Annotated in this window: 14 protein-coding genes and 1 tRNA gene; 7 read left to right on the top strand and 8 right to left on the bottom strand. The window is 57.1% G+C overall.

Going from position 1 to position 16,691, the window contains the following annotated elements; translation table 11 throughout:
- Window positions 1–187: 187 nt before the first annotated feature.
- Together ACJBF3_RS01145 and rsuA are read right to left on the bottom strand one after the other, a co-directional pair.
- Complete coding sequence (locus tag ACJBF3_RS01145; RefSeq protein WP_045327992.1) at window positions 188–1,384, bottom strand: Bcr/CflA family multidrug efflux MFS transporter; 1,197 nt, start codon at window positions 1,382–1,384, stop codon at window positions 188–190.
- Window positions 1,385–1,399: 15 nt separating this feature from the next.
- Window positions 1,400–2,107 (bottom strand): 16S rRNA pseudouridine(516) synthase RsuA, encoded by a 708-nt coding sequence (gene rsuA, locus ACJBF3_RS01150; protein ID WP_045327991.1) that lies wholly within the window; start codon window positions 2,105–2,107, stop codon window positions 1,400–1,402.
- Window positions 2,108–2,388: 281 nt separating this feature from the next.
- Here rsuA and ACJBF3_RS01155 point away from each other — a divergent pair, with 281 nt between their 5' ends.
- Both ACJBF3_RS01155 and rplY read left to right on the top strand, forming a co-directional pair.
- The gene (locus ACJBF3_RS01155) at window positions 2,389–4,149 is read left to right on the top strand and encodes a DEAD/DEAH box helicase (protein ID WP_045327990.1); all 1,761 of its coding nucleotides are present in this window, start codon (window positions 2,389–2,391) and stop codon (window positions 4,147–4,149) included.
- Window positions 4,150–4,274: 125 nt separating this feature from the next.
- A complete protein-coding gene (gene rplY / locus ACJBF3_RS01160; protein ID WP_008500956.1) occupies window positions 4,275–4,559 on the top strand; it encodes a 50S ribosomal protein L25 in 285 nt (94 codons plus the stop codon).
- A gap of 50 nt (window positions 4,560–4,609) precedes the next feature.
- Here rplY and yejK read toward each other — a convergent pair whose 3' ends face one another.
- Window positions 4,610–5,617 carry a nucleoid-associated protein YejK gene (gene yejK / locus ACJBF3_RS01165; protein ID WP_032641831.1) on the bottom strand — a complete coding sequence of 336 codons (1,008 nt, stop codon included), beginning with the start codon at window positions 5,615–5,617 and terminating at the stop codon, window positions 4,610–4,612.
- 134 nt (window positions 5,618–5,751) lie between these two features.
- Between yejK and ACJBF3_RS01170 the strand changes: the two genes are divergently transcribed.
- From ACJBF3_RS01170 to ACJBF3_RS01180, 3 genes are all read left to right on the top strand, one after another.
- Window positions 5,752–5,979, top strand: a complete 228-nt coding sequence (locus ACJBF3_RS01170; RefSeq protein WP_008500958.1) for a YejL family protein — start codon at window positions 5,752–5,754, stop codon at window positions 5,977–5,979.
- Window positions 5,980–5,998: 19 nt separating this feature from the next.
- Window positions 5,999–7,759 carry an LPS biosynthesis-modulating metalloenzyme YejM gene (gene yejM, locus ACJBF3_RS01175; RefSeq protein ID WP_045327986.1) on the top strand — a complete coding sequence of 587 codons (1,761 nt, stop codon included), beginning with the start codon at window positions 5,999–6,001 and terminating at the stop codon, window positions 7,757–7,759.
- A 72-nt stretch (window positions 7,760–7,831) separates the two neighbouring features.
- Window positions 7,832–7,908 (top strand) — tRNA-Pro (locus ACJBF3_RS01180).
- Between the two features lie 37 nt (window positions 7,909–7,945).
- Here ACJBF3_RS01180 and ACJBF3_RS01185 read toward each other — a convergent pair.
- Together ACJBF3_RS01185 and ACJBF3_RS01190 are read right to left on the bottom strand one after the other, a co-directional pair.
- Window positions 7,946–9,133, bottom strand: a complete 1,188-nt coding sequence (locus ACJBF3_RS01185) for an MFS transporter (protein ID WP_045327984.1) — start codon at window positions 9,131–9,133, stop codon at window positions 7,946–7,948.
- A gap of 125 nt (window positions 9,134–9,258) precedes the next feature.
- The gene (locus ACJBF3_RS01190; RefSeq protein ID WP_045327982.1) at window positions 9,259–9,519 is read right to left on the bottom strand and encodes a DUF2534 family protein; all 261 of its coding nucleotides are present in this window, start codon (window positions 9,517–9,519) and stop codon (window positions 9,259–9,261) included.
- Between the two features lie 209 nt (window positions 9,520–9,728).
- On the opposite strand from ACJBF3_RS01190, the gene eco reads away from it, so the two are divergent.
- Window positions 9,729–10,232: a serine protease inhibitor ecotin gene (gene eco / locus ACJBF3_RS01195; protein ID WP_045327981.1), complete on the top strand. Its 504-nt coding sequence runs from the start codon at window positions 9,729–9,731 to the stop codon at window positions 10,230–10,232.
- 92 nt (window positions 10,233–10,324) lie between these two features.
- Here eco and mqo read toward each other — a convergent pair whose 3' ends face one another.
- Entirely contained in the window at window positions 10,325–11,974 is a 1,650-nt protein-coding gene (mqo, locus tag ACJBF3_RS01200) for a malate dehydrogenase (quinone) (protein ID WP_045327980.1), read from the bottom strand.
- A gap of 187 nt (window positions 11,975–12,161) precedes the next feature.
- Here mqo and ACJBF3_RS01205 point away from each other — a divergent pair, with 187 nt between their 5' ends.
- Window positions 12,162–13,451, top strand: coding sequence for a SulP family inorganic anion transporter (locus ACJBF3_RS01205; protein ID WP_045327978.1), 1,290 nt, complete (start codon window positions 12,162–12,164; stop codon window positions 13,449–13,451).
- Here the strand turns inward: ACJBF3_RS01205 and mgtE are convergent.
- Window positions 13,414–14,850: a magnesium transporter gene (mgtE, locus tag ACJBF3_RS01210; RefSeq protein ID WP_045327976.1), complete on the bottom strand. Its 1,437-nt coding sequence runs from the start codon at window positions 14,848–14,850 to the stop codon at window positions 13,414–13,416. The genes ACJBF3_RS01205 and mgtE overlap by 38 nt on opposite strands.
- A 191-nt stretch (window positions 14,851–15,041) precedes the next feature.
- Window positions 15,042–16,685, bottom strand: coding sequence for a multidrug ABC transporter permease/ATP-binding protein (locus ACJBF3_RS01215; RefSeq protein ID WP_045328237.1), 1,644 nt, complete (start codon window positions 16,683–16,685; stop codon window positions 15,042–15,044).
- Window positions 16,686–16,691 lie beyond the last annotated feature (6 nt).

The raw sequence follows: 16,691 nt of genomic DNA on the forward strand, positions 1-16,691 counted from the left end.
TCGGTATCCAGGCTCGCGTCGGCGCTATATGTACCCGTTTCTGCGATCTAACTCAACCTTTTTGAATACAATGATGTGACTTTTTACACAAATAGATTTTACATAAAATAAACAAACACAGCATAAACGAACGGGGTTTGGTTGATATGCGTCAACAAAAAAGGCCCTGCCGGGCCTTCTCTGTGTTTTAGTGCGCCGCTTTTCGCGGTCGACTGGCGTAGAGATAGAAGAGTATCGAGCCGGTCGCGCAAAACGCCATCGCCCACAGCATGGGCCATGCCGTCGTAAAGGTGGCCATCGACAGCAACGCGCCAACAATAGCGCCGATGCCGAAGCGGAACGTCCCCGCCAGGGATGATGCGGTTCCCGCCATGTGCGGAAACTCATCCAGGATCACCGCCATCGCGTTGGACGACACCATCGACACGCAGCCGACAAAGGCCGCCACGCCGACCACCAGCGCCCAGAAGCCCACGCCGAGAAACGCGCTCGCCACCAGCCAGATAGCCATCACAAACTGGATCCACAGCCCGGCGCGGAACATATTCAGCGCCCCCACCCGCCGGACAAAGCGGCTGTTGATGATGGTCATGATGAACAGGAAGACGATGTTCAGCGCAAAGTAATAGCCGAAGTGCTGCGGCGAAACGTGGTTCAGCTCGATGTAGACAAACGGCCCGGCGCTCAGGAAGGAGAACATCCCGGCAAAGCTGAACCCGCTCGCCAGCATATAGCTCAGCACGCGCTTGTGGCGAAAAAGCGAGGCAAAGTTGCCCATTGTGGTGCGAATGTGGAACTTCTGGCGGCGCTCGACGGGAAGCGTTTCATCAATAAAGAAGAAAATCATCGCCGAAGCCAGCAGCGCGGCCAGGGCCAGGATCCAGAAAATGACATGCCAGCTAAACCACGCCAGCACCGCACCACCGGCCATCGGCGCCACCAGCGGCGCAATCGTCGTCACCAGCATGACAAACGACATCATGCGGGAGAACTCTTCTTTCGGGTAGATGTCGCGCATCAGGGCGTTGATCACCACGCTCGCAGCGGCAGCGGCCAGTCCGTGCAGGAAGCGCATGACGATGAGCTGGTCAATACTCTGCGCCAGCGCACAGGCAACCGCCGCGGCCGCAAAGACCAGCGTCCCGCCCAGAATGACGGGCTTGCGTCCAAGGCTGTCCGCCATCGGGCCATAAAACAGCTGGCCGAGGGCAAAGCCGAGAATGTAGGTGCTGAGCGTCATCTGCGCGCTGCCCGCCGGGACGCCAAACTGCGCAGAAATCACCGGCAGCGCGGGCAGGTACATATCAATAGACAGCGGCATCAGCATGGCCAGCAGGCCAAGAATGAAGACGATTTTGAACGACGAGTGTGGCCTGGTGGTCACAGAGCTCTCCTGAAATTAGTGCGAAGGCAGACCGACGCTGGCGATCTCTTCTTCCGTTAACGGGCGATATTCGCCTGGCGCCAGGTCGGGATCGAGTTCAATCGCACCAATCCGCTCGCGGTGCAGGCCAACAACGTGGTTCCCCACCGCGGCAAACATGCGTTTCACCTGATGGTAGCGCCCTTCGCTGATGGTCAGGCGAACTTCCGTCGGCGTGATCACCTCAAGCACCGCCGGTTTGGTCAGGTCTTTTTCATTATGCAGCTGAACGCCTTTCGCGAAGTGTTCTGCCGTGTCATCCGCAACCGGCGACTCCAGCGTGACCAGATAGGTTTTCTCGCAGTGGTGGCGCGGAGAGGTGATGCGGTGCGACCACTGCCCGTCGTCGGTCATCAGCACCAGCCCGGTGGTGTCGATATCGAGACGGCCTGCGGCGTGCAGCTTGTGCGCCACCGGTTCATCGAGGAAATAGAGCACCGTCGGGTGATCCGGATCGTCCGTTGAGCAGACGTAGCCTTCCGGCTTGTTGAGCATGAAGTAGCGCGGACCGTGCTGCTGGGTCAGCGGATTGCCGTCATACGCCACCTGATGGTCAGGTTGCAGTTTGAACGCGCTGTCTCTCACAATGTCGCCATCCACGGTAACGCGGCTGGCGCGAATTTCGCGCCCGGCAATAGCGCGGCTTACGCCGAGTTGCTGAGCGATAAACTTATCAAGTCGCATGAAATCTTTTTAGCCTTAATGGTGCTGGAAGTCGGACAACGGGTCCGAAAAAAGAAGCAGTCTGGAACGGTTCAGTATAATGGTCTGGTTGCGCCACTCAAGGGAAAAAGTTTCGTGGCATACTATCTATACCCTAAATAATTCGAGTTGCATGCAGGCGGCAAAGGAGTGAATCTCCGGGAGCTTACATAAGTAAGTGACCGGGGTGAACGAGTGCAGCCAACGCACAGGCAACTTGAAGTATGACGGGTATATGTGCGGAATAACGAAACCGAGACCCTATGACTTTTACACTTCGTCCCTATCAGCAGGAAGCCGTTGACGCCACCCTCGCCTGGTTCCGCAAACATCGCGAGCCGGCGGCGATTGTGCTCCCGACCGGCGCAGGCAAAAGCCTGGTCATTGCCGAACTGGCGCGCCTGGCCCGCGGCCGCGTGCTGGTGCTGGCGCACGTCAAAGAGCTTGTCGAGCAAAACCATGCCAAGTACCGTGCGCTTGGGCTGGAAGCCGATATTTTCGCGGCCGGGCTGAAGCGCAAAGAGAGCCACGGCAAAGTGGTCTTTGGCAGCGTGCAGTCGGTGGCCCGCAATCTGGATCGGTTTCGCAGCGAATTTTCGCTGCTGATTGTCGACGAATGCCACCGCATCAGCGATGACGACGACAGCCAGTATCAGCAAATCCTGACTCACCTTAAAGCGGTGAACCCTCACCTGCGCCTGCTCGGCCTGACGGCGACCCCGTTTCGCCTGGGGAAAGGCTGGATCTATCGCTACCATTATCACGGCATGGTGCGTGGCGATGAAAAAGCGCTGTTCAGCGACTGCATCTACGAACTTCCGCTGCGCTACATGATTAAACATGGCTACCTGACGCCGCCCGAGCGGCTGGATATGCCGGTGGTGCAGTACGATTTCAGCCGTCTGCAGGCGCAGAGCAACGGGTTATTCAGCGAAGCGGATCTTAACCAGGAGCTGAAAAAGCAAAAGCGCATTACGCCGCATATCGTCAGCCAGATAGAGGAGTTCGCCGCGACGCGCAAAGGGGTGATGATCTTTGCCGCCACCGTTGAGCACGCGCTCGAAATCACCGGCCTGCTGCCCTCCGCCGACGCGGCGTTAATCACCGGTGAGACGCCCGGCGCGGAGCGCGACAGCCTGATTAACGCGTTTAAGGCCCAGCGGTTCCGCTATCTGGTCAACGTCTCGGTATTGACCACTGGCTTTGACGCCCCGCACGTCGATCTGATTGCCATTTTGCGCCCGACCGAATCCGTCAGCCTGTATCAGCAGATTGTTGGTCGCGGCCTGCGTCTGGCCCCGGGAAAAACCGACTGCCTGATTCTGGATTATGCCGGTAACCCGCACGATCTCTATACGCCAGAGGTCGGCGCGCCAAAAGGGAAAAGCGACAACGTGCCCGTGCAGGTCTTTTGCCCTGCCTGCGGGTTTGCCAACACCTTCTGGGGCAAAACCACCGCCGACGGCACGCTCATCGAACACTTTGGCCGCCGCTGTCAGGGCTGGTTTGAAGATGATGACGGGCATCGCGAGCAGTGCGATTTTCGTTTCCGCTTTAAAAACTGCCCGCAGTGCAACGCCGAAAACGACATTGCCGCTCGCCGCTGCCGCGAGTGCGACACGGTGCTGGTTGATCCGGACGATATGCTGAAAGCGGCATTAAAGCTGAAGGACGCGCTGGTGCTGCGCTGTTCCGGCATGGCCTTACAGCCCGGTGCCGATGAAAAAGGCGAATGGTTGAAAATCACCTATTACGATGAAGACGGGGCGGACGTCAGCGAGCGCTTCCGGGTGCAGACGCCCGCCCAGCGAATGGCCTTCGAACAGCTGTTTATCCGCCCGCACACCCGCACGCCGGGCGTGCCTTTGCGCTGGATCACCGTGGCCGATATCGTGCATCAGCAGGTGCTGCTGCGCCATCCCGATTTCGTGGTCGCCCGCAAAAAAGGTCAGTTCTGGCAGATACGTGAGAAGGTCTTTGACTACGAAGGGCGCTTCCGTCGCGCCAACGAATTGCGCGGGTAGCGGGACTTTTCATTGATGTGAGGGGCATTTGAGTATAAAATGCCGCCCGCTTCACATCCGTGAGGCAGAACACTCGCCTGCTGCTGGGTCGCCTGTAGTAGGGTTTTAAATACAGAGAGAAATCAATGTTTACTATCGAAGCAGAAGTACGTAACGTGCAGGGTAAGGGTGCGAGCCGCCGCCTGCGTACCGCTAACAAGTTCCCGGCTATCGTTTACGGTGGCGAAGCTGCTCCAGTTGCAATCGAACTGGATCACGACAAACTGTGGAACCTGCAGACCAAAGCTGAATTCTACAGCGAAGTTCTGACCATCGTTGTTGGCGGTAAAGAAGAAAAAGTGAAAGTTCAGGCTGTTCAGCGTCACGCGTTCAAGCCAAAACTGACTCACATCGACTTCGTTCGCGCGTAATCGCAAACACGTCGAAAAAAACCCCGCTTCTGCGGGGTTTTTTGTGCCTGCTATTTACCGCCCGACGTGCGGCGCTGAAGCTGATCGCGCAGGTTCGGCGGCGTGCCTTTGATGGTCAGCGTGTCGGTGGCCGGATCCCAGAAGATACGTTCCCCCAGCAGCATCGCGTCAAAGTTGATGGTTAACCCACCGCCGCTGCCGGCAAACTTGGTTAGCTGACGCAGCGTGCTGCGATCCGCCGGGAAGCTCTCTTCGAGCTCATAGCCCTTTTCAGCGGTAAATTCCTGGAAGCTGACTTCGCTGACGCCCGCCAGCTCTTTTGACAGCGACTCCAGCTCAATCTCTTCCCCTGCCTGCAGCTGTTCGTTGCAGTAGCTGTAAACCTGCTGGCGCACCGTCTGGCGCTCAGATTTATCGAGCTGCGCTTCAGCCGTGAAGTCGTCTACCGCCTGGAGCAGCCCTTTGTTCTGCGCTTTGGCGTTGAGACCTTCGCTGGCACCCAGGAAATCCATAAAGAAATCCGCCACTTTGCGGCCCACGCGCCCCTTCAGGAAAGTCAGGTAGCGGGTCGACTCCGGGTTGGTTTCCCATTCGGTCAAATCAATACGCGCCACGATATCCGCATGGTTGATATCCAGATAATGCGTTGAGCTAATGTCCAGCTGCTCGTTCACGCGCATGCTGCTTAAGTTGTTCAGCACGGAAACCAGCAGATACTCGACCGCCAGATAGCGGTAGTGGCAGAACAGCACGATCCCGCCGTCGGCGAAGGGATATTTCGCCAGCTCGTCGCGCAGACGCCCGGTTGCGGCGCGGCTAAACGCCAGGAAATCCTCCTCGCCCTGACGCTGCAGGCGCAGGCTATCAGCCAGTTCACTCTCTTCGCTGAACAGACCATAGGCTTTATTTTTGGCGCTGTAGACGCGATGCAGCTCTGCCATCATCTCCACCACGGTCGCCGTGGGTTCCAGTAACGAATCGCGCAGCACCACTTCAAGGGTTTGCTCATCACGCTTGATAAGCTGGTGCAAGGCAATCTGGTTGATTTCCAGACTCATGATAAACTCTCCTTTTAGACCGGGCGGTATTCAACCACCACCAGGACATGTGTGCAACAACAGATAAAAAAGGGGAAAAAAAGCTGTTGCTACGGTAATATGTTGCCCTTTCATCAACAAACTGATTTTGATTTATGCCACAACATTCCCGCTACAGTGATGAACACGTTGAACAACTGCTCAGTGAGCTGGTCAACGTACTGGAAAAACATAAAACGCCGACCGATCTCTCCCTGATGGTTTTGGGAAATATGGTCACCAACCTGATTAACACCAGCGTTGCTCCGGCTCAGCGTCAGGCGATCGCAAAATCTTTCGCCCAGGCTTTACAATCGTCCGTCAGCAACGACCCGGCCCATTAAGGGATACGAACAACAGTTTATGGTGACGAATCGTCAGCGCTATCGTGAAAAAGTCTCCCAGATGGTCAGCTGGGGGCACTGGTTTGCCCTGTTCAACATTCTGCTGGCGGCGGTCATTGGCTGTCGCTATCTGTTTGTCGCAGACTGGCCAACCACGCTAACCGGGCGTATCTACTCCTGGATAAGCGTTGTCGGACACTTTAGCTTTTTGGTTTTCGCCACCTATCTGCTGATCCTGTTCCCTCTGACGTTTATCGTCATGTCGCAGCGTCTGATGCGGTTCTTGTCCGTCATCCTTGCGACGGTGGGGATGACGCTGCTGCTTATCGACAGTGAAGTCTTCACCCGCTTCCACCTCCATCTCAACCCCATCGTCTGGGAACTGGTGATTAACCCCGACCAGAACGAAACGGCACGCGACTGGCAGCTGATGTTTATCAGCGTTCCGGCAATCCTGCTGATTGAGATGCTGTTTGCCACCTGGAGCTGGCAAAAACTGCGCAGCCTGACCCGTCGACGCCACTACGCGAAGCCCGTCGCCGCGCTCTTTTTCGTCTCCTTTATCAGTTCGCACATCATGTACATCTGGGCGGATGCGAACTTCTATCGCCCGATCACCATGCAGCGCGCCAACCTGCCGCTCTCCTATCCGATGACGGCCCGTCGCTTCCTTGAGAAACACGGCCTGCTTGATGCGCAGGAGTACCAGCGCCGCCTGGTCGAACAGGGTAATCCGGAAGCCGTCAGCGTGCAGTATCCGCTGAGCGACCTGCGCTATCGCGATATGGGCCGCGGACAAAACGTCCTGCTGATCACCGTGGACGGTCTGAACTATTCCCGTTACGAGAAGCAGATGCCGGTGCTGGCCGATTTCGCGAGTCAAAACGTCTCGTTTACTCAGCATATGAGCTCCGGTAACACAACCGATGCGGGCATCTTTGGCCTCTTCTATGGCATTTCAGCCGGCTATATGGACGGCGTTCTGTCTACCCGCACGCCTGCGGCGCTGATCACCGGGCTGAATCAGCAAGGCTATCAGCTTGGGTTGTTCTCCTCCGATGGCTTCAACAGCCCGCTCTACCGCCAGGCGCTGCTGTCCGATTTCTCTCTGCCGGCGGCACAGAATCAGTCTGATGCGCAGACCGCCAGCCAGTGGATAAACTGGCTACAGCGCTATGCCCAGGAAGATAACCGCTGGTTCTCGTGGGTTGCCTTTAACGGCACAACGCTTGCAAACAGCAACCAGAATGATTTCGCGCGCCGCTATGGCCGCGCGGCGGGCGATGTTGATGCACAGATTGGCCGCGTGCTTGATGCGTTACGCGCGTCAGGCAAGCTGGACAACACCGTGGTGATCGTCACTGCAGGGCATGGCATCCCGTTAGGTAATGAGACGAAGAGTATGAGCTGGTCACGCCCGAACCTTCAGGTTCCGCTGATCGTCCACTGGCCGGGCACGCCGGCACAGCGCATCAATATGCTTACCGAGCATAAAGATGTCATGACGACCCTGATGCAACGCCTGCTGCACGTCAGCACGCCTGCAAACGAGTATTCCCAGGGCCAGGATCTCTTCAGCGCCGCACGCCGCCATAACTGGGTCACGGCGGCGGGAAATAATACGCTTGCGGTGACCACGCCGAAGCTAACGCTGGTGCTGAACAACAACGGGAATTACCAGACGTATAACCTGCAGGGTGAGCGGCTGAAAGACCAGAAACCGCAGCTGAGCCTGCTGCTGCAGGTCCTGACGGATGAGAAGCGCTTCATCGCTAACTGATTAATAATAAACCAGTTAGCGACGGATTCCCTTGCATTCAAAGCGGAATCGAGTACTATTCTTTCTATGCGTCGGCACGTAGCGCAGCCTGGTAGCGCACCGTCATGGGGTGTCGGGGGTCGGAGGTTCAAATCCTCTCGTGCCGACCAAAAATACTTTGAAAACCAGCCTTTTACGGCTGGTTTTTTATTTCGCCTCGTCCGGCGTTTTGCGCAGATACACCAGCGTAACCAGACAAATCACCGCTCCGGCATAAAACGTATATTCCGCGCCAAACGTTTCCCAGATGGCTCCAGCCCCCAGGCTGGCAACTAACAACCCCACCCCGCTGACCAGACTAAAAATACCAAAAGCCGTACCGCGCAGATCCGCAGGCGCGGTTTTCGCAATCATTGCCGCCAGCAGCCCCTGCGTCATCCCCATATGCACTCCCCAAAGCGCAACGCCCAGCAGCATTCCCGCCCAGTGGGTGCTCAGCGCCAGCACAATGTCCGCCCCAATCAGCATCACCAGACCCCACTGCAATAATCGGGTGTGGCTCATCGCGTCGGATAACTTTCCAAACGGGTAGGCAGAAAGGAAATAGAGCAGATTCATGGCCACCATCACCAGCGGGATGAGCGCCAGCGGCACCCCCGACTGCTGAGCGCGCAGCACCAGAAATGCTTCACTGAAACGTGCGAGCGTGAAGATGGCACCCAAGCCAATGACCCACCAGCAGCCTTTTCCGAGGCGCCTGAGGTTCTCTTTTTTGATGGGATTCGTGCGTTTATGCTCGACGGGCGCTTTCGGCTCATGCAGGCCGAAGAAAAGCAGCGCTACGGCGAGTACGCCGGGAATCACCGCAATCCAGAAAATGGTACGAAAATCATCGTTCCACAGCAGCATTAGGCCTACGGCCAGCAGCGGACCGAGAAATGCGCCGATAGTGTCCATCGACTGACGCAGTCCAAAGGCCGCGCCGCGGAGTTCCGGCGGCGTCACATCGGCAACCAGCGCATCGCGCGGCGCACCGCGGATCCCCTTCCCTACCCGATCGATTAAGCGTGCCCCAAGAATCATGCCGGAGGATGAGGCGATAGCGAACAACGGTTTACTTAACGCGCCCAGACCGTAGCCCAGAACCGCCAGTCCTTTACGTTTGCCCAGATAGTCGCTGATGGCACCGGAAAACACTTTGATAAACAGCGCGGTGGCCTCCGCCAGGCCTTCAATCAATCCAATGAAAATCACGCTGGCACCCAGCGTCGTGACCATAAATAACGGCAGCAGGCTGTGAATGATTTCCGAGGAGATATCCATCAACATGCTGACGCCGCCCACCACCCAGACGCCTTTCGGGATCCGGCTGAGCGTTGCAAACCGGGATAACATTGCGCATCTCCTGCTTTATGTCGAACAATCTTGTTCGGAACAGAATATCCTGGAAATGCGAATAAAAATCATCTGACATAAAAAAAGCCAGCCCGCAGGCTGGCTTGATTCTACCCGGTGAGTGATTAGTGCTTTTCACGCCCACCCACGAAGAAAATGCCCAGCGGGATGGCCAGCAGAACGGTGAACACCAGGCTGTAGACGAAGATCATTGCCGATTGCAGGACATACATGCTGGTTGTCCAGGCAGAGAGGGGGATATTGTACTGTTCGATAACGCCCACAATGGTTGCGCGCCCCACGCACGCGGCAGCAATCATAAACACGACCAGCAGCGCCAGGAGGAATTTGCGGCCTTCAGGCGTTTTCAGTTTTGCACGAACCATCTCTCTTCCCTTTTACAGATGAATAACATTATATACAGCCTAAAATAACACGAACTGACACCTGACTCCATACCAGCACAAACAACCAATAAACTGGACAATTAAAAGCGCATAACGCTATTCATACTGAAAATGTAAGTAAATAACACCAGTTATTCATAGTTGTTATGTTAACCTGCGCAGGATCGTTTTGACATAAAGGAATGACAATGAAAAACGCACCTAAATTTGCCCTCGCACTCATCGCCGCCGCGTGTGTCAGCGGCACGGCTTTCGCCAGCGAAACCCCAAAAGAGCAGCCGCTGGAAAAAGTCGCCCCGTATCCGAAAGCGGACAAAGGGATGAAGCGTCAGGTCATTCAGCTGCCGGCGCAGCAGGATGAAGCGAATTTCAAAGTGGAGCTGTTGATTGGCAAGACGCTGGAAGTGGACTGCAACCAGCATCGTCTGGGCGGCCAGCTGGAAAGCAAAACCCTGGAAGGCTGGGGCTACGACTACTACGTCTTTGATAAAGTCACCTCGCCGGTCTCCACCATGATGGCCTGCCCGGACGGCAAGAAAGAGAAGAAATTTGTGACCGCGTATCTGGGCGACAACGCTCTGCTGCGCTACAACAGTAAGCTGCCGATCGTGGTGTATACGCCTGAAAACGTGGAAGTGAAGTATCGCGTGTGGAAGGCGGACGAGAACGTCGGACAAGCGGTAGTACGGTAAAAATAAGTCGGGTGGCGCTGACGCTTACCCGACCTACAAAATAACATCGAACGTAGGCCGGGTAAGCGTCAGCGCCACCCGGCTTTTTTACATTACAGCGCGATATCCGCGACCGGTTTGTTTTCCGGCTGAGGCTTCAGCTCCGCTTTAGGGGCAGCATCTGCAGCCTGCGGTTTAATGTACTGCAGCTGAAGTACGCGGCTGGTGTATTCCAGCTCCTGCTCCGTCGCGTCCACGTTACCGTTCAGCTTCGTGCCGTAGGATGGAATAATGGTTTTCAGCTTCGCCTGCCATTCCGGGCTGGCGACTTTATCTTTAAACACTTTTTCCATCAGGTGCAGCATGATTGGCGCAGCGGTAGACGCACCCGGTGACGCACCCAGCAGCGCGGCGATGGTGCCATCCTTATCGCTCACCACTTCGGTACCCAGACGCAGCACGCCACCCTCTTTCGGATCGCGTTTGATGATCTGTACGCGCTGGCCCGCCTGCCAGAGACGCCAGTCTTCTTTCTTCGCCTGCGGATAGTACTCTTTCAGCGCCTCGAAACGATCGTCGTCAGAGAGCATCACCTGGCTAATCAGGTATTTCACCAGGTCGAAGTTGTCCAGACCCACGTCCATCATCGGCTTGACGTTAGAGGTGGTGGTGGCGCTCAGCAGATCCCACAGTGAGCCATTTTTCAGGAACTTAGTGGAGAAGGTCGCGAACGGCCCAAACAGCACCACGCGTTTGCCATCAAGCATACGGGTGTCGATATGCGGAACAGACATCGGCGGTGCGCCCACGGAAGCCTGGCCGTACACTTTCGCCAGATGGCGATTCACCACTTCCGGGTTATCGGATACCAGGAACTGACCGCCCACCGGGAAGCCCGCGTAGTCGTCCGCTTCCGGAATACCGGACTCCTGCAGCAGCTTCAGCGCCGCGCCGCCCGCGCCGATAAAGACAAACTTCGCCTTGATGACGTGCTCGGCTTCGTTGTTTTTCAGATCGGCAACGGTCACGCTCCAGCTGTTATCCGCGTTGCGCTTGAAGCCGCGCACTTCGGTGCTGAGCTGCAGGTTGAAGTTCTCTTTTTTCTTCAGCGACGTCACCAGCTGACGGGTAATTTCACCGTAGTTAACGTCGGTACCAATTTCGGTACGAGTCGCCGCCACTTTCTGGTTCGGGTCACGCCCTTCCATGACCAACGGTGCCCACTCTTTGATCTGCGCGTGGTCTTCAGAGTATTTCATCCCGCGGAACAGCGTGCTCTGCTGCAGCGCAGCGTAGCGCGCGCGCAGGAAGTTGACGTTCTGCTCGCCCCACACGAAGCTCATGTGCGGTACGGTGTTGATGAAGGAGTGCGGGTCGTGCAGCACGCCGCTGTTAACCTGGTGAGACCAGAACTGGCGAGAAATCTGGAACGCCTCATTGATCTCGACCGCCTTCTCGATACTAATGGAACCGTCCTTTTTCTGCGGGGTATAGTTCAGTTCCATGAGTGCCGAATGTCCGGTACCGGCGTTATTCCAGCCGTTCGAACTCTCCTGCGCCACGCCATCAAGGCGCTCGACCATGGTCATGGACCAGTCCGGCTGCAGTTCTTGCAGATAGGTTCCCAGCGTGGCGCTCATGATACCGCCACCAATTAAAAGGACGTCCGTTTCCTGCTCTTTTGGTGCGTCAGCTTTCGCCGCCATTGAGACGGTGTTAAGCCCCACGGCCAGAGAAAAGAGCATGGCAGTCATTGTTTTCATAATTTATGCCTTAGTGTAAAAGTGCTTGATGCGTGGAAATTGCAGGTGAAAAAAGCTGCGGGGGCACGGTAACAACTTTTAAATATTGTTTAAAGGTTAAGAAATTATTGTAATTGTGAAATTTAATGATGGGTTGTTTGTAAGGGATTATCGAAGCGTCTGGTAAAGCGCGGTTTTACTGGCTAGTATGTTGCGTTTTGTGATCGCGCGCACGGAAGCCTGCCCTAACCAGCGAACCGTTATGTCCTTATCCCATTCTGCTGTCTCCCCCGAAGACCGCGTAGCCAACGTGCTGCGTTCCCCTCAGCTGCTGGCGCGTGAAACGCTGGCAGGCGTCATTACCGCCCTGGCGCTGATCCCCGAGGTCATCTCATTTTCCGTGGTGGCGGGCGTTGACCCAAAAGTCAGCCTGATCGCCTCCGTGGTGCTGTGTCTCGCCCTGTCCGTACTGGGCGGTCGTCCGGCGATGGTGACGGCAGCGGCCGGTTCCGTGGCGCTGGTAATTGGACCCATGGTGCATCAGCACGGCGTACAGTACATTCTGCCCGCCGTGCTGATGGCTGGCGTGATTCAGATTCTGTTTGGCGTTCTGGGCATGGCAAGGCTGATGCGCTTTATTCCCCAGTCGGTCATGACCGGGTTTGTGAACGCCCTGGGTATTTTGATCTTCTTCGCGCAGGTGCCGCATTTCTGGAGCCGAAGCCCGCTGATTGTGGGCCTGTTCGTCCTGACGCTGCCGATCGTGCTGTGGGTGCCGCGCTATATCAAAAGTATTCCTTCTCCGCTGATTGCGATTGTGGTGCTTACCGTGTTCACCGTTTCCACCGGTCAAACCCTGCCGACCGTGGGCGATGAAGGCTCCATGAGCGGCGGTTTGCCGGGTCTTACCGAACTTCTGGTCCCCCTCAATTTACAGACGCTGAGCATTATCTGGCCGTGCGCGTTAAGCATCGCGTTTGTCGGCCTGCTGGAATCCCTGCTGACGGCAAAGCTGGTGGATGAGCTGACCGCGACGCCGTCAGGCAAACGCCGCGAAAGCATTGGCTTAGGCATCGGCAATATTCTGGCCGGTTTTTACGGCGGCATTGCGGGCTGCGCGATGATCGGACAAACCATCGTCAACGTGGAGATGGGTAAAGGCCGAAGCCGCATTTCAACCCTTGCGGCGGGCATCGTGTTGCTGATCCTGGTGACGGCGCTCAGCGACGTGATGGCTAAAATTCCGATGGCGGTGCTGGCCGGGATCATGGCGATTGTTGCCGTCAAAACCTTCAGCTGGCACAGCATAAAACCGGCTATGGTAAAAACAGCCCCGATTACCGAAACGCTAGTCATGCTGGTCACCGTTGCCGCCACGGTATCAACCGGCAATCTGGCGATTGGCGTGCTGGGCGGGATTATCGTCATGGCCCTGCTCCCCGCCCGCATCATGCGACGACTTAAAGCAGAAAAAGCGTCGCCAGCCCAAGAAAAATAAAGAAACCGCCGGTATCGGTGATGGCGGTAATCATCACGCTCGACCCCACCGCGGGGTCGCGCCCCAGCTTGGTCATCGTTAACGGAATGATGACCCCCATCATCGAGGCCACCAGCAAATTCAGCACCATCGCCAGCATCATCACCCCGCCTAAGGCCATATCGTCATACAGCCACCAGGTGATGCCCCCCATAATGCCGCCCCACACCAGGCCGTTGATCAGCGCCACGCCCATCTCCCTGAAGATCAGAAAGGCAAAGTTGCCGGGCTGAATATTTTCCAACGCCAGCGCGCGAACGATCATGGTGATGGTCTGGTTCCCGGTGTTGCCGCCAATGCCGGCCACAATCGGCATCAGCGAGGCCAGCGCCACCAGCTGCGAAATGGTGTGTTCAAAGCCGTCAATCACGCGGGAGGCGATAAACGCGGTACACAGGTTAATGGCCAACCACGCCCAGCGGGTTTTCACCGCCTTGCCGACGGAGGCATGGACGTCATCTTCGGCGCTGATCCCGCCGAGCGCGCGCAGGTCGTTGTCGGTTTCTTCATAGACCACGTCAACGATCTCATCGATGGTCAGACGCCCCATCAGCTTGCCGACGGAATCCACGACCGCCGCACTCACAAGGTCGTCACGTTCGAAGGTACGCGCCGCTTTTTCCGCATCGTCTTCCGGGGAGAAGACCATCGGCTCGTTTTCCATCACCTCGCTCACCCGCCGCTGGGTGCTGTTGAGCAGGATGGTTTTCAGCTCCAGCTCGCCGAGCAGGGTTTTATCCCGGGAGGTGACAAACAGCTTATCGGTGTTATCCGGCATTTTGCCCAGGCGGCGCAGATAGCGCTGCACGGTGCCGAGCGTCACGTCCGGGCGCACCGTGATAACGCCGAACTCCATGATCGCGCCGACGCTGTTTTTCTCGTAGTGCATCACCTGACGCACGCGCGCGCGTTCATCGGCAGGCAGTGACGCGAGCAGGCGACCGGTCAGGTTTCGCGGCAGGTGCTGAACGAGGTAAATCTGCTCGTCGATATCCAGGGTTTGCAGAGCATCGAGAATGTCCCGGTCGCTCATCTCGTCGATCAGGTCGTCCCAGACGTTTTCGGAGGCCTCAAGCAGCACCTGCCCGCGCTCGTGATCCTGCACCAGGCGCCACAGGGCGTGACGCTCTTCCGAGGGAAGCGCTTCGAGGGTATCCGCCAGGTCCGGCGGGGGTAAGTGAGCAACCAGCGCACCTACCTCAGCAATATCGTCGGCAAGGGTGCCGACATCATATTGCTCAGCCAGGGTCAGTTTGCCTAATAGCGTAGACGTGACGGCCTTATCCGTCGTGAGAAGCCAGATGAGGCGCGCGCGCTCCTGGTCACGCTGCCTGGCGCTGTTTTTCTTTAATACCGACATTAATCATAAATCCATGAAATAAGTTGGTATTAAGCATAGCGCGGGGATATGTAAATAAGAATAAACAACGGGCCGGGATGGAGAAAAAAGCGGCATATCGTGCAAATCATTGTGCCCGGCGGCGCTACGCCTGCACGGGCCTACAAAATCGTAGGCCGGGTAAGGCGAAGCCGCCACCCGGCACATGGGCATCAGGCCGTGCGCGCCACCGCGTCACGCGAGGCTGCATCGCGCTCTTCGCCGGTCAGCTCGCTCAGCCTGCCGTCGCGCATCTCCAGCAGGCGATCGGCATGTATGAAGTAGTGATCGTCGTGGCTGATGGCGAAAATGGTTTTGCCCATCGCCTGCATCAGCGGCAGCAGCACCTGATAAAACTCGCGGCGGAAATGCGGGTCCTGATCGGCCGCCCACTCGTCCAGCAGAATGATGTCGCGCTCTTCCGCCAGCGCCAGCAGCAGCGCCACGCGCTTCTTCTGCCCTTTGGAGAGCTTCAGGTTGAGGATCTTCCCATCCTGAAGTTCCAGCTTGTGCGACATCTGCAGCTGCGCCAGCCATTTCTCCACCAGCGCAGGATTGGCCTGCTGCCCTTCCGGCCCCAGCAGCCGATCGAATAGCCAGACGTCGGTGAACACCGCCGAGAACAGCTTGCGGTAATCTTCGGGCTTCTCGGCGCTCAGCGGCGTGCCGTCCAGCAAAATCTCGCCCGACTGCGGCTGATAAAGCCCGGTAAGCAGCATCGCCAGCGTCGATTTACCGCTGCCGTTGCCGCCAATCAGGAACAGCAGCTCGCCGCGGCGGATCGTCAGGTTGACCGGCCCCACGGAGAAGGCGCTGTCCTGATAGCGAAACGTGACGTTACGCAGCTCCAGCGTCTGCCAGTTCGGGAAGGCTTTCGGGCGCGGGAATTCGGCCTTAAACGGCGCAAGATCGAATTTTTTGAGCTTATTGAAGGCCACCTGCGCGCTCAGCAAGGTGGGCAACGCGCCAACCGCCGAGAGCAGCGGCGTGCGCAAAAACAGCAGCGTCAGCGAGTAGGTTGCCGCGACGTTGGTGTCCGCCCAGCCCAGGCTGTTTGCCATCCAGAACACCAGGCCAATGGCGCCCAGCATCATGATGTTTGACCAGTTCACCGCGCTCAGGTGGAACGTGTCGGCGCGAATGATGTGGTGCCGGTATTCTTGCGCGTCCGGGATATAGAGATGGTTAAAGATATACTCGGCGCGCTCGCGGTTCAGGGTGAGTTCTTTGCGCCCTTCCAGCACCGTCTGGTAATCGTTATAGAGCTTATCTTCCGTTTCGCGCAGCACCGCCATGTGCTTATAGACGCGGGACACCAGCACAAAGCCGCCCCAGATAGTGATGACAATCCACAGCGCGGTCACCGCCAGCATTTTGCTGGAGAGCCAGGCGAGATAGGCTGCCGAGCCAAAGGTCAGAATGATCCCCTGCACCAGCTCCGGCAGGCGAACGAACGCAATGGTAATGGCGCGCACGTCGCTGGTCAGCCCCGCCAGCAGAGAGGCGCTGCCGATCTGCTCAACGCGCTCTATCTGGGTGTCCAGGATGCGCTTGATAAACTCGCTGCGCAGGCGGAAAACGAAATGGTGGCCGAGCGCGGTGAGCGCCAGCTGGGAACCGAGCGTCACCGCCATCAGCAGCAGCAGCAGGCCAAGAAACTCCGGCAATACGGAGAGCGAGGTGTCGACCATTTCGATCAACCGCACGTTGATAAAGGCGATCAGGCCAATGCCCAATGCGGCGCTGGCAAGGCTTAACGCCATGACGGCGATGAAGGGCCAGCGGTACTGACGCCATACGAGGAGAAGTAGTTGCATGCAGGC

Source organism: Enterobacter sp. PP-008-ECC_S150, assembly GCF_045257065.1.
GTDB lineage: Bacteria > Pseudomonadota > Gammaproteobacteria > Enterobacterales > Enterobacteriaceae > Enterobacter > Enterobacter chengduensis.

Bases quoted from the DNA above. Each gene is read 5' to 3' on its own strand.
- rsuA (WP_045327991.1), bottom strand. From the start codon at position 2,107: ATGCGACTTGATAAGTTTATCGCTCAGCAACTCGGCGTAAGCCGCGCT.
- ACJBF3_RS01155 (WP_045327990.1), top strand. From the start codon at position 2,389: ATGACTTTTACACTTCGTCCCTATCAGCAGGAAGCCGTTGACGCCACC.
- rplY (WP_008500956.1), top strand. From the start codon at position 4,275: ATGTTTACTATCGAAGCAGAAGTACGTAACGTGCAGGGTAAGGGTGCG.
- yejK (WP_032641831.1), bottom strand. From the start codon at position 5,617: ATGAGTCTGGAAATCAACCAGATTGCCTTGCACCAGCTTATCAAGCGT.
- ACJBF3_RS01170 (WP_008500958.1), top strand. From the start codon at position 5,752: ATGCCACAACATTCCCGCTACAGTGATGAACACGTTGAACAACTGCTC.
- yejM (WP_045327986.1), top strand. From the start codon at position 5,999: ATGGTGACGAATCGTCAGCGCTATCGTGAAAAAGTCTCCCAGATGGTC.
- ACJBF3_RS01185 (WP_045327984.1), bottom strand. From the start codon at position 9,133: ATGTTATCCCGGTTTGCAACGCTCAGCCGGATCCCGAAAGGCGTCTGG.
- ACJBF3_RS01190 (WP_045327982.1), bottom strand. From the start codon at position 9,519: ATGGTTCGTGCAAAACTGAAAACGCCTGAAGGCCGCAAATTCCTCCTG.
- eco (WP_045327981.1), top strand. From the start codon at position 9,729: ATGAAAAACGCACCTAAATTTGCCCTCGCACTCATCGCCGCCGCGTGT.
- mqo (WP_045327980.1), bottom strand. From the start codon at position 11,974: ATGAAAACAATGACTGCCATGCTCTTTTCTCTGGCCGTGGGGCTTAAC.
- ACJBF3_RS01205 (WP_045327978.1), top strand. From the start codon at position 12,162: ATGTTGCGTTTTGTGATCGCGCGCACGGAAGCCTGCCCTAACCAGCGA.
- mgtE (WP_045327976.1), bottom strand. From the start codon at position 14,850: ATGTCGGTATTAAAGAAAAACAGCGCCAGGCAGCGTGACCAGGAGCGC.
- ACJBF3_RS01215 (WP_045328237.1), bottom strand. From the start codon at position 16,685: ATGCAACTACTTCTCCTCGTATGGCGTCAGTACCGCTGGCCCTTCATC.